A 16,037-nucleotide genomic window follows, 5' to 3' on the forward strand; every position below is an offset into this window, starting at 1 on the left:
ATTTTATGAACTTACATATAATTAAAAAGAAGGGAGCATTACTATTGCTTATTGCCGCTGCGATTGTAAATTTCACAAGTTGTCAGCCTGAAGATTCGTTTGCTGACAATGGTTTAACTTCGACAGCAGTTGATGCATCATTTACAATAACTCCAGTTGAGGGCAAAGTAAATGTATACAAACTTGCAGCGCAGCCAAAAGGAGTTTTAAGATCACTTTGGGATACTGGTGATGGATTGGCTGCTGGAAAAATGACTTATGAAATTTCTTTGCCAGATGCAGGAACCTATACTATTTCTCATACAGCTGTAGGGGCAGGTGGTGCAAAAGCTGAAGCTAAACAGCAATTAGTTGTAGCAACTTCAGATCCTGTAAAAGGAAATATCCTTAAAGGAGGAAAACTAGCTAATAGTGATGACTGGGCAAAATGGACGGTTACAAATCCGGCTTCCAGCGCCAGTATTGTTTTTGGAAGCGGTTCGGCTGCTTTGACAGCCAGCGGCTGGGCAGGTAACGGAATATATCAGGCAATTAGTGTTACAGCAGGAAAAAAATATGTAATCGATATGGTTACTTCTTCAACTACAGGCTGCAGTAATACTTGGCTTGAAGTGTATTGCGGTTATGCTGCACCAGTAACTGGAACTGATTATTCCGAAGGAGGAAAATTAAGAGCATTAAGTACTTGGGACGGTTGTGCAACTACTGCTTTTTCAGGAAAAATTTCTGCTGTGGGCTGTTCGGCGGCAAACAATTTAGGAATATTCACAGCTGCTAAGACTGGTACAGCTTACCTGGTAATAAGAGGCGGCGGTGAAGATATGAAAGCTGGTATCAAAATTCAGAATATTGAAATGAGACCGTCTTTGTAATTGTTTTTTAATTAAAGAAATTAATTAGTAGTTAGTTAGGTTGAGTTGGCAGAATGGCCCATTCTCTATGATTATGGGCCATTTTTTTTAATGGAATGTTTTAACGAATAGTGAAAAAATGAAAAAATATCTTTCTAGAATTAATTTAATTATTGTGCTGAACTGCCTGCTCTTTATTTCCTGCAGCGGTTCAAATTCAGATGAGCCGGTAACAGCAGATCAAACACCTGAAAATTTAAAAGTTACAGCTTCAATTGTTGGGGCTACGGCGCAAAATCCAAATGGAGACGGTACCGGTGTTGTAAATTTTACTTTATCGGCGGCTAATGCATCATCATATAAAATTACTCTTGGAAATGGAGAAACAAAAGAAGTGACAAATGGCAGTTTTTCTTATACTTATACTGCATCGGGTACTAATACTTATGTGTTATATGTGTCTGCTTATAATGCTGGTAAATTTGTCAGTACATCGCTCTCTATTACCGTTTTGGTAGAATCCAAGTTAATTTGGTCTGATGAATTTAATACTGATGGCGCACCAGATCCAGCCAAATGGACTTTCCAGATTTGGGATCCGGGACACGTTAACAGCGAACTTCAGTCATATACCAATCGTCCTGAAAACACAATTGTTCAAGGCGGTGTTTTGAAAATAAAAGCCATCAGAGAAAAATACGGAAAGGGTGACTTCACCTCTGGAAGATTGGAATCCAATGGAAAATTCGATTTCACGTATGGTAAAATTGTAATCAGGGCAAAACTGCCTACTGGTGTTGGGACTTGGCCTGCAGTCTGGATGCTGGGCAGTAATATTGGCAGCGCTGGGTGGCCTGCCTGTGGCGAAGTTGATATTTTAGAATCGGTTGGAAAAGAGATGTATGTCAATCATTCCTCATTACACTCTCCCGGCCGTTCAGGAGCAACTCCAGATACTGGAACTATAAGCGTGCCGAATGATAATACCGAATTCCATATTTACACTGCAGATTGGAGAGCAGGTTATATAAAGTTTTATGTAGATGACAAGCTGTATTACACTTTTATAAATTCGGATAAATTCCCTTTCAACAAAAACTTTTACCTGATTGTCAATTTTGCTATGGGAGGAGTTTGGGGAGGTACTGTAGATCCAAATTTTACGTCTTCAGTTTTTGAGGTGGATTATATAAGAGTGTATAATTAAGAAACTGGAGAGCATTGATTAGTCTGAACTCGATTATTAATTTTTGGAGCAGAAAAATTAGGCATTTTCAGCAAGCATCGTCCCGCTTTCCGTTGCAATCTTTTGTGCCGAACACCGGCACAAAAGGATTTTCACTGCAATCGGGGCTAAAAGGAAACATTATGCTTTTTTGCCGTCATTCAAAAAAAAATACTCGAGATTATCAGGAATAGAAAATCAAATAACAATAATTCAGAATCCAAAACAGATTATTATCTGGTTTTTATCGAATTAATTATAAATAAATAATGAAAAAAATAAATCAATTAGGCAGGCTGTTTTTTATAATAGCATTTTCAGCCATACACATCAGCTGTTCTTCTTCAAATGAAGGAGGAGATACGCCAGCACCAGCACCTACGCCAACTCCTGTTGTAAAAAATGAAGTCGATTTTTGGCTGACAACAGGGAATCAATCTGCACTTTTGCAAAAGCAGACGGGTATTTTAGCCTTTGGGAACAAGGTAAATATTTATCAGAATATTGAAGTTAATGATACTCAAAAGTATCAGTCAATTGATGGTTTTGGATTTACATTAACAGGCGGAAGTGCCCAAGTGATAAATCAGCTGACTGCTCAAAAGAAAAAAGAATTATTGCAGGAATTGTTTGGTTCAGGTGATAATTCAATTGGATTGAGTTATTTGAGAATCAGTATTGGAGCTTCTGATCTGAATGCTTCTCCTTTTACTTATGACGATATGCCGACAGGACAGACAGATGTTAGTCTGGCTAATTTTAGTCTGGCTCCTGATATGACCGATTTGATTCCGCTGCTGAAAGAAATTCTGGCGATTAATCCTAATATAAAAATAATGGGTACTCCTTGGTCTGCACCGCTTTGGATGAAAGACAATAATAATTTTGTGGGTGGGAGTCTGCAACCTAAATATTATGAAGTATATGCTCAGTATTTTGTGAAATTCATTCAAAAAATGAAAGCTGAAGGAATTGTAATCGATGCGGTTACTCCTCAAAACGAACCTTTACACGAGGGTAACAATCCGAGTATGGTAATGACTGCTTTGGAGCAGGCCGATTTTATTAAAAATAACTTAGGACCTGCATTTAAATCGGCCAATATTGCGACAAAGATTATTGCCTATGACCATAATTGTGATAACCCCCAATATCCTATTACGGTTTTAAAAGATGCGGCAGCTTACCCTTTTGTAACTGGTTCGGCATTTCATTTGTACGGAGGTGATATCAGTGCGCTTACAACCGTTCATGATGCATTCCCAGATAGAGATGTTTATTTCACGGAGCAGTACACCTCATCTACAGGCGCATTTGCAGGAGATTTAAAGTGGCAGACCAAAAATGTAATTATCGGCTCAATGCGTAATTGGAGTAAAAACGCTCTGCAGTGGAATCTAGCCAATGACGGTACTTTTGGTCCTCATACACAAGGAGGATGCACAACCTGTAAAGGAGCAATAACAATAAACAGCAGTGAATCATTAAGCCGTAATGTAGGGTATTATGCAGCCGCTCATGCGTCCAAGTTTTTGCCTGCAGGTTCTGTCAGAATTGGGAGCGCAGTTGTAGGCAGTCTGCACAATGTTGCTTTCAAAACTCCGGATGGAAAAAAAGTGCTGCTGGTTGTCAATGATGGAAGCTCTGTCGAATTATTTAATGTTAAATACAATGGAAAATGGATTACTACTTCACTGGAAGGTGGAGCAGTAGGAACATATATTTGGCAATAGAATATCAAAAAAATAAAAATTATCACCTTCATAGATTATGAAAAAAATAACCACCACGGCATTAGCACTGGCATCCTTTTTTGTTTTTGCGCAGCAAAAAAATAAAGCAGCTGTAAATTCTTTTTCCGCAAAAGATAAAACAGTGACAGTATACACTACAGCCGAAAGCACTAATTTGAGATTGTCTAAAACAGATGATCTTAAATTTTCAGAACTGAAGCAGCCTACAGAAAGACAGGTTTGTGTTTTTGTAAATCCTGACCAGACTTTTCAGTCCTTACTTGGAATTGGCGGAGCAATAACGGATGCAAGTGCTGAGGTTTTTGCTAAACTGTCCAAAGAAAAACAGCAGGAATTCCTGAACGCATATTACAGTGCCGAAAAAGGGATCGGCTATTCATTGGCACGAACCACAATTCACAGTTCCGATTTTGCTTCTGGGAGTTATACTTATATAAATGAAGGTGATACTGAATTGAAAAGTTTTTCTATCGAACATGATAGAGAATTTAAAATACCGCTGATAAAAAAAGCAACGGAGACTGCAGGCGGAAAAATAATTCTATATGCAAGTCCGTGGAGTCCTCCTGCTTTTATGAAAAGCAATAAAAATATGCTGAAAGGCGGAACACTGCTGCCTGAGTTTTTTCAGCCTTGGGCAGACTATTATACAAAGTTTGTAAAAGCGTATGAAAAAGAAGGAATGCCGATATGGGGAATCACTCTGCAGAACGAACCAATGGCAGTACAAAAATGGGAATCATGTGTTTATTCTGCTGAAGCCGAAAGAGATTTTCTAAAAAATTATCTTGGACCAACTATGAAAAAAGAAGGACTGGGAAACAAAAAAATAATTGTTTGGGATCACAACCGTGATTTGATGCTGCAGAGAGCCAATATTATTTTCAATGATCCCGAAGCTTCAAAATATGCCTGGGGAATTGGATTTCATTGGTATGAAACATGGGCTGGAGGCGACCAGATGTTTGAAAATGTGGGGAAAGTTCATGAAGCATTCCCAAATAAAAACGTAATGTTTACAGAAGGCTGTATAGAGAAATTTGATGCTGCTAAATATCAATTCTGGGCCAATGGAGAACGTTATGGATCATCAATGATTCATGATTTTAATAACGGAACAGTGGGCTGGACAGACTGGAATATTCTTTTGGACGAAAAAGGAGGACCTAATCATGTGGGGAATTTTTGTTTTGCACCAATCCATGCTGATACTAAAACGGGAGAATTAATTTATACTCCGTCTTATTATTATATAGGACATTTTTCAAAATTTATTCGCCCTGAAGCCAAAAGAGTAAATTCTGCAGTGAGCAGAAGCAGTCTCTTGAGTACTTCATTCTTGAACAAAGACGGAAAAATGGTAACCGTTGTAATGAACCAGAGTGATGCAGCGGTAATCTATAATCTGTGTATAGGAACGCAGGCTGCTGAGGTTACGATTTTGCCTAATGCAATACAGACTCTGGTGTATTAATCCCGTAAAGTTGATAGTTATGTGTGATGGGTATGTTACTGATTTAATATATTTTAGATTGAAGATTAACGATTTGTGATTAAATGATAGATTGCCGATTTTATGAGTTTTTTTTACATCTGAAATCAAAAATCGTTAATCAAAAATCAGCAATCATTTTATCATTCAGTCTTTAACTTAAAGGTACGCCAAAGAGTTCTTTTTATATTAAGATTTTAAAAATAATAGGATGAAAAAAATAATAGTAATTTCTTTTTTGTGCATTGCCGCCGCTTCATTCGGTCAGGGTTTCCTGCATAGAGACGGACAAAACATTGTAGACGGAAACGGTAAAAATATTGTTTTGCGCGGTTTAGGACTTGGTGGCTGGATGGTACAGGAAGGATATATGATTCAAACTGGAGGATTCGCTGGATCACAATACAAAATTAAACAAAAAATTACCGATTTAATTGGTAAGGAAGCCACCGATGAATTCTATAAAGCATACAAAACAAACGGAATCACAAAGAGAGATATTGATTCTTTGGCAGCTTGGGGATTTAACTCTATTCGTCTGCCAATGCATTACAACTTATACACTCCTGCTATTGAGAATGAGAAAGACGGGCAGATTACCTGGTTAGAAGAAGGTTTTAAAATGACCGATGATTTAGTAAAATGGTGCGCTGCCAGCAAAATACATTTAATCTTAGATTTGCATGCTGCTCCTGGAGGCCAAGGGAAAGATGCTGCAATATCCGACTACGATGATTCAAAACCATCACTTTGGGAGAGTACTGCAAATCAAGATAAAATGACAGCATTTTGGGAGAAATTAGCAGAACGTTACAAAGACAATCCATGGATTGGGGGCTATGATATTATCAATGAACCCAATTGGAATTTCACAGAAGCCAATATAAACGGCTGTGATGAAGCTTTAAACGCTCCTTTGAGAGCACTGCAGCTTAGAATTACAAAAGCTATTAGAGCTATTGATACCAATCATTTAATTATCATTGAAGGAAATTGCTGGGGGAATAACTACAATGGAATATTCCCGCTTTGGGACGAAAACATGGCACTGAGTTTTCATAAGTATTGGAATAAAAATGATACGGCTTCAATTCAGACTATGCTGAATTACAGAACACAATACAATGTGCCGATTTGGTTAGGCGAAAGCGGAGAAAACTCTAATGTATGGTTTGAAGAAGCCATTTCATTAATGGAATCCAATAACATCGGCTGGGCTTTTTGGCCAATGAAAAAAATTGAGAATTTAGCAGGAGTAACTTCGGTAACAAAACCGGCTGGTTATGACAAGCTGCTGGATTATTGGAAAAAAGGAGGTGAAAAACCAAAAACAGATTTTGCCAAAAAAGTACTGATGCAAATGGCTGCCAATTATAAAATGGAGCATTTAACTATCAGACAGGATGTAATTGATGCTATGTTCAGACAGGTACAGACAAATGATACCAAAAAATATAAAAATCATCAGCTTCCAGGAAGAGTATATGCGACTGAGTTTGATTTAGGCCAAAACGGATATGCATACTCGGATAATGATGTGGCGAATTATAACGGAACTAAATTCACGCAATGGAATAAAGGAGGGAAAATGAGAAATGACGGAGTTGATATTGAATCCTGCAAGGATATAAACACCAACGGTTTTCAAGTCTCTTTTATCGAAGATAAAGAATGGTTACAGTTTACAGCTGATGTAAAAGAAGAAGGCAGTTTTGATGTCGAAATTCGATATTCCAGCGAGAAAGCGGGCGGAAAATTGTATTTGGAACAAGATAATGTGAGAATCTCAGAATCAATCGTTCTTCCTGTTTCGGGAGGATTAAAAACTTGGAAAACTGTTTTGCTTAAAAATGTTATTCTTAAGAAAGGCATAAATAAAATTCGTGTTAACTTTGAAGGAGGAAATTTTAATCTTAATTTTCTGGAATTTAAAAAGCACTAAAATTAAATAGTGATTTTCAATTAAATATAAAATTTGTAAAATGAAAACAACAGCTACACTAATATTAGCATTCGCTTCTTTTTTTGCTTTTTCACAGCAGCAGACGATAGATCAAAAAGTAGAAACTTTACTGAAGAAAATGACTCTGGAAGAAAAAATCGGTCAGATGAATCAATATACAGGTGACAATACTGCTACGGGTCCGATTACTATTAATGCCAATAAACAAAGCGAAATCAAGAAAGGATTAATTGGTTCGATGCTGAATATTATGGGTACAAAATACACGAGACAATACCAAGAATTAGCAATGCAGTCCCGACTGAAAATTCCATTGTTATTTGGTTTGGATGTCATTCATGGTTACAAAACGACTTTCCCAATTCCGTTGGCCGAAGCGGCAAGCTGGGATTTGACAGCGATTGAACTTTCGGCCAGAATCGCTGCTGTCGAAGCGGCGGCTTCTGGAATTCACTGGACATTTGCGCCGATGGTTGATATTTCTCGTGACCCGCGCTGGGGCAGAGTGATGGAAGGTGCTGGGGAAGACACCTACTTGGGATCCAAAATTGCTTTTTCAAGAGTTAAGGGATTTCAGGGAAATTTGGGTGATGTGAATTCGGTTATGGCCTGTGTAAAACATTTTGCAGCTTATGGAGCAGCCGTTGGCGGACGCGACTACAATTCGGTTGATATGAGTAACAGAATGCTTTGGGAAACTTATCTGCCTCCTTACAAATCAGCACTTGATGCAGGAGCAGCTACGTTTATGAATTCGTTTAACGATCTTAACGGAATACCGGCAAGCGCTAATAATTATTTACTTAGAGATATTCTGAAAGGTAAATGGAACTTTCAGGGATTTGTAGTTTCCGACTGGGGTTCTATTGGTGAAATGGTAAATCACGGATATGTAAAAGACAACAAGGAAGCTGCTCTTGCATCTATAACTGCAGGAAGTGATATGGATATGGAAAGCAATGCCTATCGATATAATTTGGAGCAATTGGTAAAAGAAAATAAAGTGCCGGTAGCTTTAATCGACGATGCGGTAAAAAGAATTTTGCGCAAGAAATTTGAATTGGGACTTTTTGATGATCCATATAAATTCTGCAGTCCGGAAAGAGAGCAGGCTGCATTAAATAATCCCGAACATACAAAAGCAGCTAGAGAAATGGCGGCAAAAAGTATTGTGCTGCTAAAAAATGAAAGAGATGTGCTGCCGCTTTCGAAAGGGCTGAAAACTATCGCATTTATTGGGCCAATGGTTAAGCCCAAAAGAGACAACCACGGATTTTGGGCAGTAGATGTAAAAGATGTGGATTCGACTTATATTGTTTCTCAATGGGAAGGCTTGGAAAACAAAGTAGGCAAAAGAACTAAAATTTTATATGCCAAAGGCTGCGGTGTTGAAGACAAAAGCAAAGAAGGTTTTGCAGATGCACTGAATGTTGCCAGCCAGGCTGAAGTTATTATTTTAAGCATAGGTGAGAATTTCAATAAAAGCGGCGAAGCCAAAAGTAAAAGCAATTTACAGCTGCCAGGCGTTCAGGTGGAATTGATTAAAGAACTTCAAAAAACGGGGAAACCAATTGTTATTCTGATTAATGCAGGAAGACCGCTGGTTTTTGACTGGGTTGCTGATAATATGCCGACAATTGTTTACACTTGGTGGCTGGGATCAGAAGCAGGTAATGCGATTGCCGATGTGCTTTTTGGCGATTATAATCCGTCTGGAAAACTGCCAATGACTTTTCCTAGAACAGAAGGACAGATTCCAATTTATTACAATCATTTCAATACAGGAAGACCTTCTGTAAATGAAGATAAAAACTATAAATCAGCTTATATTGATTTGCCAACTACGCCTAAATTTGCATTTGGATACGGTTTAAGTTATACAACTTTTGGATATTCAGATTTGAAGCTTTCCAAAAAAGTAATGAAGAATAACGAAACCATTACAGTTTCAGTAAACATAACCAATACAGGAAGCGTAAAGGGAGAGGAAGTTGTTCAGTTGTATTTGAGAGACAAAGTTGGGTCTGTGGTGCGCCCGATAATCGAGTTAAAAGATTTTCAGAAAATAGCATTAAACCGCGGAGAAACCAAAACCATTCAGTTTACAATAGACAATCAAAAATTGTCATTTTATAACAATGCATTAGAATTTGTTTCAGAACCAGGCGATTTTGATATAATGATAGGTTCCTCTTCTGCAGATATTCGTGTGAAAGACAGCTTTGAATTAGTAAAATAAACACCTGCTTAGGCAGCGCTAGAAAAGCGGTATCATTATTAGTATGGTATCGCTTTTTTTGTGACAAGTATTAAGAGCAGCAGTTTTCGATTCTTCATCAGCATCATTCCTGCTGTGCGTCTCGTCTAAAAAGAGAGAGGCTGGTTTACTGCTTTAGTTTTTCAAAAGCATTTTTGTAAAATACTGCCCAACTGAATCAAAGTGAAAACAAATAGAAAACATCACAGACACAACTTGAGTATTCAAAAAAACTATATAATTTGACTGGTTTTTAGCAGATAAATTAAAAGTCCATTTGATAATTTGTAATAAAAATAATATTTATATATTTGATTAATAACCGTAACAAAGCAGCGACAATTTACCCGATTTTGAGTAGATTGTCGTTGCTTAGTGGCTAGTATAAACGAGTTGCCAGCTATTTTACAAAATCACATATGAAAGAAAATTGGCTTTTTATTAAAACACCAGACCATTACGGAAACCCCGAGATAATTCAGTTTACTGAAGATAACATTGATTATTTTAACGTTGAAAAAAGTGAAGGGACCTTTTTAATAAAAAACGAAAATAGAAATGAAAAACTAACCGAAATAGATCATAAATTTATTAATCCAAATCGAATTAGATTTTTCAAAAAAGGAAAAATTTATAGAGTTTTAAGCGAAGAAAAGTCTACAACAGAAGATTGTATATTTGAAGATGATTACGAAAAACTAAACGCTACTGAAACTGAATTAACAGAAAGTGAAATTCAGAATTTAAAGTTTGAGTTTAATTGGAATGGAGAAAAAATGAATGTTAGATTTAATGAAGTTTTGGACTCGCCAATTATACAAGAAATAAACAAACGTTTGAATAAGGAAGGAAGCAGAATTATTTTAGGAAAACTAAATGAAACACTATTTCTTTCACTTTATACAGATATTTATTTAGACAAACTAATTCCAATAAAATATGTTGACAGAGAAAAGATGATTTTATATGGTTTCCCAAAAGAACCTTATGAAATTAATTGTCCAATAATAGAATAAAAAACAGCTGGTAACACTTGCTACAATAGATTTGTGCAATTGGCATAATTTAAAAATAGTCTTGTATTTGGAAAGATTAGGCAAATCCGAAAAATGGTCTTAATTTAATCCCAAACCCGCTGTAGTAGCAACACGTTTGCAGACATTATCGCAGAAAAAAGAAAAACATAAAACAAAAAAATGAGAAAAATTATTAAAATTATTTGTGTTTATTTGGTTTTAATTTTTTTAAGTAACAGTTGTACACCAGACCATTTATTAATATCCGATATTGATTTCACAAGTGCAAGTATTAAAGAAAGGAAAGATAGAAGAGAATTTAATAATTATTTACCTACAAGTGTATTTAAAAAAGATATTGTTTTTATTATCTCATACCATACAGATTATATTGCAGGAATTGATTTGGGGTTTTCAAACAAGTGTTATGCTTTTACGAAAGGAAGCGTTATTGATAATGATTTATTAGAAAGTTCATATTCAATAAAACTAAATCGTCCTTTTACTTATAACAATAAAATAATAAGCGAAAATCAGAATTTATTAGAAATTGAAGGGTGGATTCAACATATAAATGCAACAGTATTCAATTTATTGATTTTTTCGGCGAAAATTTCATTAGGTGTTTTATAGCCAAATCTTTTTCTGGGTCTGTTGTTTAATGTATTAACTACTGTTTTTATTTGTTGTTCTTCGATGTTTTCAAAGTTAGATTTTTTAGGAAAATATTGTCTTATTAATCCGTTTAAATTTTCATTGGCTCCTCGTTCCCAGCTATGGTAGGGTTTGGCAAAATAATAATCGATATCTAAATCTTCTGCAATGGCCCGATGATTGGCAAATTCCTTTCCATTATCCGAAGTAATGGTCTTGATTATTGGTTTCCAATCTTTCAATAATTCAATTGTTTTCTGCTGTATTGCACTAGCTTCTTTGCTTTCTACTTTTCCCATAAAAAGTATTCCAGAGGCTCTGTCATTGATAGTTAGTAACGCTCCTTTGTGATTCTTACCAATGACCAAATCAATCTCTAAATCGCCCAATCTACTTTTCTTTTCTACAATCTTTGGACGCTCGCTAATATCGACCCTACCAATAATAAGTCCTCTTTTATCCTTTAAATGTCCTCTTTTTTTATACTTTTTACCCTTTGTCTCTAAGATGTTTATATAAGAGTCCTCCTTTGCGTTTATTTTCCCAAATATATTGATAGATTCTTTCTTTAGAAACCATTGCTCTTTTGTCAATTTTTGCTCTGCCAACAATTTGTTCAGGACTGTAATCTTGCTTTAAATAAAACAAAATATTTGCTTCAACTTCTGAGGTTAAAGTGCATTTTTTGATCTTAACCTTATGCCTGTTTAAAGCTTTTTTATCCGCCAAAACAGCTTTATAAACACCACTTCTTTGATCAGAATTACGTTTTATTTCTCGAGAAATAACTGATTTGTTTTTATCTACCAATTCAGCAATTTCGGAAATACTGATACCGGCATTTCTATATACTTCTATTTTGTATCTTTGTTCTAACGTTAAATGTGCCATCTATTTTGAGTGTTGCAACCCAAAGATATGATGATTTTTTCGCCAACTCTAGTGTTATTCTTTTGACCTAGGTCAAAAGAATAACACTAGAGTTTTTTTTCACGTTGCATTTATTACTTGAATCTAAGAAGACATAAAAAACCAAATATCAATATTTGAAAATTATCAAACATTTAATAATGGTAGTGCAGATAGAGTAATTGAATTCAGCCAAAATTTCAAAAACTTAAGTGTATTTAGTAATGATGATTATAAAATAACTTTTAATTGTAAAACGTCAGATAATAGGGCGTTTGAAAAAAATATTACTGTGAAATTTGAAAATTGAGAAAATAACGATCTGCCAACCGTTGTTTGGCAATATGGCGGGATTTGGCTTAATTTGATGATGGTCTTGTATTTGGGAAGTTTAGGTAAATCCGAAAATAAAGACTTAATTTAAATCCAAACCTCTTGTAGCAAGGGAACGTTATGCGACATTTAACCAAATGAGAATATTCAACTTGATAATGAAAAAAAGTAAATTGCAAGATAAAATATCGGAATCAAAATCCGAATTTGAAATACAAAATGCTGAAACGCTTTTTAATTATCTTAATTTGAAATTAGAAAATGCTGTGAATTATGAAGATTTATATAATTTGTGTTATACATTGTTTTGCACATTAGATATTCTACCTGAAAATTTAAAATCTCTAAAACTCACGAAAGAAGTTTTAGCTAAGACATTTATAAAATTAGTAGCAGAAAAAAATGTCACAAAATCTGACAACAAAAACAAATCTCAAGAATCTATATTTAGCGACATTTCGGATGAAAAACATTGGATAGAAAAAATTAGGATGCATATGATTGCTGATAAATGGCCGAATATAGAAAGTGCTAAAATGTTACTCGAAAGAAATTAACCTTAAAAAAGAAAAACGTCGCATAACACTTGCAACAAGAGGTTTGGGCATTTGGTTTAATTTAAAAATGGTCTTGTATTTGGAATGTTTAGGCAAATCCGAAAAATAAGGCTTAATTTAACCCCAAACCTCTTGTAGCAAGGGGACGTTATGAGATATCCATCAAGAAAATCCGTAAATGAAATTACCTTTTATAATTGAATCACTTCTTTTACTAACAATTGTGAGAGGCATAGTTGTGATTTTACACGAACTTGGACACGCAATTCCAGCAATCATATTAACAAAACAAAAAGTTTCTATATACATCGGCTCATATGGAAATCCAAAGAAAAGTATAAATTTCAGAATTGGACTTTTGGATGTGTGGTTAAGTTATGAAATGCTATCTTGGAAAAATGGTTTGTGTGTTCCATCAGCAGAAAATATTTCAATTAATAAACAAATTATTTATGTTTTAACTGGGCCAATTTGTTCTTCTATTTTTGCCACACTCTATTTGTATGTAGCACTTTTAAAAGGTTTTAGTGATTTATATTTGCTTTTCGCACTAATATTTTTCGCAATCTCAATATTAGATTTATTTGGAAATCTAATACCTGATAAAAAACCAATTGAGTTATTTGACAGAACTATAACTTACAATGATGGTTACACATTATCTAAGCTTTTTAAATACAGAAAATTTCCAAATAAATATGCTGAAGCAATTGATTTATTTAATAAAGAAGAATACAAGAAATCAATAAATCTTTTTAATTACTTTCTAAAGATGAAATTAAAAGATGAAAATATTTATCGATTAAATATCATTGCAAATATGCAAATCAAAAATTTTGAAAGAGCAAAAGAATTATTTGATAATTTTGAGCAAGAATTCAAATTAACTTCGGATGATTATTCAAATGGAGGGCTTATTTATAGTAGACTAAATATGAATGATGAATCCTTATATTTTTATAGTAAATCTATCGAACTAAACTCTGAAAATGTATATTCTTTAAATAACAAAGGTTTTACCTTGATTTTACTCGAAAAATATTCAGAATCAATTCCGCTTTTTGATAAAGCAATTGAAGTTGATGAATTTTTTGCTTATTCTTATAATAACAGAGGTCTTTCGAAAATTAAAACAGGAAGAATTAACGAAGGTTTAGCAGACATAGAAAAGTCTATTAAACTTGACAAAAATAATTCATATTCATATCGAAATCTTGGAATTTACCATTTTGATATTGGGGAAATAGAAAAAGCAAGAGAATTATTTTTGAAATCAAAAGAGTTAGACGAAGATACTCATATGATTGATGAACTAATTTTATCGACAAATATATCGTAGATATGGGCATCACATAACGCTTGTGGCTGTTGTACAACTAACTCTTAGTTTAATTTTGATTTATTTTTACAAATATCTAATTATAAACATGTTATACGTCGGTTAAATGCAATTTATGCATTTTGCATTTCTTGACCAATATTACTTATTTTTGAGTTGTGCAACAGCCACACTTGCTACAAGACATTTGGGCATTTGGTTTAATTTAAAAATGGTCTTGTATTTGGGAAGTTTAGGTAAATCCGAAAATAAAGGCTTAATTTAAATCTCAATCCTCTTGTGCAAGGGGAGTTGGAGTCAATACTATGAAAAAACGACGTAACATACTTATTATAATGTTTTTCTTTGTCTCTTTAGTTACTAAAGCACAATATCCATTCGAAAAAATTAAATCGATAAAGTTTAAAGAATATAAAGGATGGAAAACTATAGAAAATCCTAAAGATTCATTACCAATGTTGCGGGAAATCTTAATTTCTGAATTTGATACTAAAAAAACAATATTAAAAATTGAACAAACGTTTGCTTTTTCTTTAACAGACAGTATCGAATATAGCATATTAAAAGTCTACAGAAACAACAGAATGGTTAATAGATTTGAAATTAATACACAATCTATTTCAGAGCCTTTGCCTATATATGTTGAAGATATTAATGGAGATGGTTTAAAGGATTTAAAAATAATATTTCCAAATTATGGTTGTGGAAATTATAATGTTTATTGCCAAACTGCTATTTTATTTCAAAACAAAGACCAAACATTTAAAGAGTTTATTTATACAGATATGTATGAGAATTTTGAAAATAGACTTGAAAGAGATTTTAATAACGATGGAAAATATGAAATCATAACTCAAAGTTTTCAAAATTTCGGAAAACACAATTATTGGCTTTTTAACATTTATAACTACACTAAAGGAAAATTTGTAAATGTAAATTACCTTGCTGATTATCCAATTATGATTCCTTTGAATAGCCATAATGTAACGACAAAAATATCAAAGAAAAAGAGGAAAGAATTTGAAATTAAATCACCCTTAAAATAAATACTACTGCCAACACTTGCTAGAATAGATTTGTGCAATAGGCTTAATTTAAAAATGGTTTTGTATTTGGAAAGTTTAGGCAAATCCGAAAATAAGGCTTAATTTAATCCCAAAACCGCTGTAGTAGCAACTCGTTAGTGGTAACCTGAAAACAAATGAATCTTAATAGAAACTTCATTCATAAAGAAATATCGAAATATGGAAAATTAATTGTTCTCCTTATTTGCATTGTCTTTTTTATATATACACTCAAGAACTATGAGAGTGAGAGTAAAAAATATTTGGGTGGTGATTGTGTATGGACAATTGCTAAAACAATAAAGGCATATGGAGAAAATGAATACATTGGATATAAATATTTTGTAAATGGTAAACTTTTTTATAGCTCAGTTGGATATAATAGCATTCCTGCTGAACTAGATCATTTTTATTTAATTAAATATTCGAAGATTAAACCAGAGATAAATGAAATATATTTTGATAAGGAAATTACAGATAGAATCAAAATTCGAAAAACTGGATATAAGGTTATAAATGAAAATATAGGTCGCCATTAACAGCTACAATAGATTTGGACAATGGGCTTAATAAAAAGTTGGTTTTGTATTTGTGAGATTTGCTTCGCCTGTCCGCTACCGCTC

The 16,037-nt window shown here is 34.0% G+C and carries 12 protein-coding genes and 1 pseudogene; 12 read left to right on the top strand and 1 reads right to left on the bottom strand.

Going from position 1 to position 16,037, the window contains the following annotated elements; translation table 11 throughout:
- Positions 1-5 precede the first annotated feature (5 nt).
- From OZP07_RS03170 to OZP07_RS03205, 8 genes are all read left to right on the top strand, one after another.
- Positions 6-872 carry a hypothetical protein gene (locus OZP07_RS03170; protein WP_281637257.1) on the top strand — a complete coding sequence of 289 codons (867 nt, stop codon included), beginning with the start codon at positions 6-8 and terminating at the stop codon, positions 870-872.
- 118 nt (positions 873-990) lie between these two features.
- Positions 991-2,058, top strand: coding sequence for a glycoside hydrolase family 16 protein (locus tag OZP07_RS03175; protein ID WP_281637258.1), 1,068 nt, complete (start codon positions 991-993; stop codon positions 2,056-2,058).
- A 287-nt stretch (positions 2,059-2,345) separates the two neighbouring features.
- Positions 2,346-3,809 carry a glycoside hydrolase family 30 protein gene (locus OZP07_RS03180; RefSeq protein ID WP_281637259.1) on the top strand — a complete coding sequence of 488 codons (1,464 nt, stop codon included), beginning with the start codon at positions 2,346-2,348 and terminating at the stop codon, positions 3,807-3,809.
- 37 nt (positions 3,810-3,846) lie between these two features.
- Positions 3,847-5,304 (top strand): glycoside hydrolase family 30 protein, encoded by a 1,458-nt coding sequence (locus tag OZP07_RS03185; protein WP_281637260.1) that lies wholly within the window; start codon positions 3,847-3,849, stop codon positions 5,302-5,304.
- Positions 5,305-5,533: 229 nt separating this feature from the next.
- Positions 5,534-7,264, top strand: a complete 1,731-nt coding sequence (locus tag OZP07_RS03190; protein ID WP_281637261.1) for a cellulase family glycosylhydrolase — start codon at positions 5,534-5,536, stop codon at positions 7,262-7,264.
- 40 nt (positions 7,265-7,304) lie between these two features.
- A complete protein-coding gene (gene bglX, locus OZP07_RS03195) occupies positions 7,305-9,524 on the top strand; it encodes a beta-glucosidase BglX (protein ID WP_194639722.1) in 2,220 nt (739 codons plus the stop codon).
- A gap of 437 nt (positions 9,525-9,961) precedes the next feature.
- Positions 9,962-10,558 (top strand): hypothetical protein, encoded by a 597-nt coding sequence (locus OZP07_RS03200; protein WP_281637262.1) that lies wholly within the window; start codon positions 9,962-9,964, stop codon positions 10,556-10,558.
- 180 nt (positions 10,559-10,738) lie between these two features.
- Positions 10,739-11,191: a hypothetical protein gene (locus OZP07_RS03205; protein WP_281637263.1), complete on the top strand. Its 453-nt coding sequence runs from the start codon at positions 10,739-10,741 to the stop codon at positions 11,189-11,191.
- Here OZP07_RS03205 and OZP07_RS03210 read toward each other — a convergent pair.
- Positions 11,122-12,103, bottom strand: a pseudogene (locus OZP07_RS03210) (IS30 family transposase). The gene OZP07_RS03205 and the pseudogene OZP07_RS03210 overlap by 70 nt on opposite strands.
- Before the next feature lie 509 nt (positions 12,104-12,612).
- Between OZP07_RS03210 and OZP07_RS03215 the strand changes: the two are divergent.
- The 4 genes from OZP07_RS03215 to OZP07_RS03230 all read left to right on the top strand — a co-directional run bounded on the left by OZP07_RS03215 (position 12,613) and on the right by OZP07_RS03230 (position 15,953).
- Positions 12,613-13,011, top strand: a complete 399-nt coding sequence (locus OZP07_RS03215; protein WP_281637264.1) for a hypothetical protein — start codon at positions 12,613-12,615, stop codon at positions 13,009-13,011.
- A gap of 178 nt (positions 13,012-13,189) precedes the next feature.
- On the top strand, positions 13,190-14,350 hold the full coding sequence (locus OZP07_RS03220; protein WP_281637265.1) for a tetratricopeptide repeat protein: 1,161 nt from the start codon (positions 13,190-13,192) through the stop codon (positions 14,348-14,350).
- 305 nt (positions 14,351-14,655) lie between these two features.
- On the top strand, positions 14,656-15,396 hold the full coding sequence (locus tag OZP07_RS03225; RefSeq protein WP_281637266.1) for a hypothetical protein: 741 nt from the start codon (positions 14,656-14,658) through the stop codon (positions 15,394-15,396).
- Positions 15,397-15,551: 155 nt separating this feature from the next.
- Positions 15,552-15,953 (top strand): hypothetical protein, encoded by a 402-nt coding sequence (locus OZP07_RS03230; protein ID WP_281637267.1) that lies wholly within the window; start codon positions 15,552-15,554, stop codon positions 15,951-15,953.
- Positions 15,954-16,037: the final 84 nt, after the last annotated feature.

Source organism: Flavobacterium marginilacus, from assembly GCF_026870155.1.
In the GTDB taxonomy this organism is placed as follows: domain Bacteria; phylum Bacteroidota; class Bacteroidia; order Flavobacteriales; family Flavobacteriaceae; genus Flavobacterium; species Flavobacterium marginilacus.

Bases quoted from the DNA above. Each gene is read 5' to 3' on its own strand.
- OZP07_RS03170 (WP_281637257.1), top strand. From the start codon at position 6: ATGAACTTACATATAATTAAAAAGAAGGGAGCATTACTATTGCTTATT.
- OZP07_RS03175 (WP_281637258.1), top strand. From the start codon at position 991: ATGAAAAAATATCTTTCTAGAATTAATTTAATTATTGTGCTGAACTGC.
- OZP07_RS03180 (WP_281637259.1), top strand. From the start codon at position 2,346: ATGAAAAAAATAAATCAATTAGGCAGGCTGTTTTTTATAATAGCATTT.
- OZP07_RS03185 (WP_281637260.1), top strand. From the start codon at position 3,847: ATGAAAAAAATAACCACCACGGCATTAGCACTGGCATCCTTTTTTGTT.
- OZP07_RS03190 (WP_281637261.1), top strand. From the start codon at position 5,534: ATGAAAAAAATAATAGTAATTTCTTTTTTGTGCATTGCCGCCGCTTCA.
- bglX (WP_194639722.1), top strand. From the start codon at position 7,305: ATGAAAACAACAGCTACACTAATATTAGCATTCGCTTCTTTTTTTGCT.
- OZP07_RS03200 (WP_281637262.1), top strand. From the start codon at position 9,962: ATGAAAGAAAATTGGCTTTTTATTAAAACACCAGACCATTACGGAAAC.
- OZP07_RS03205 (WP_281637263.1), top strand. From the start codon at position 10,739: ATGAGAAAAATTATTAAAATTATTTGTGTTTATTTGGTTTTAATTTTT.
- OZP07_RS03215 (WP_281637264.1), top strand. From the start codon at position 12,613: ATGAAAAAAAGTAAATTGCAAGATAAAATATCGGAATCAAAATCCGAA.
- OZP07_RS03220 (WP_281637265.1), top strand. From the start codon at position 13,190: ATGAAATTACCTTTTATAATTGAATCACTTCTTTTACTAACAATTGTG.
- OZP07_RS03225 (WP_281637266.1), top strand. From the start codon at position 14,656: ATGAAAAAACGACGTAACATACTTATTATAATGTTTTTCTTTGTCTCT.
- OZP07_RS03230 (WP_281637267.1), top strand. From the start codon at position 15,552: ATGAATCTTAATAGAAACTTCATTCATAAAGAAATATCGAAATATGGA.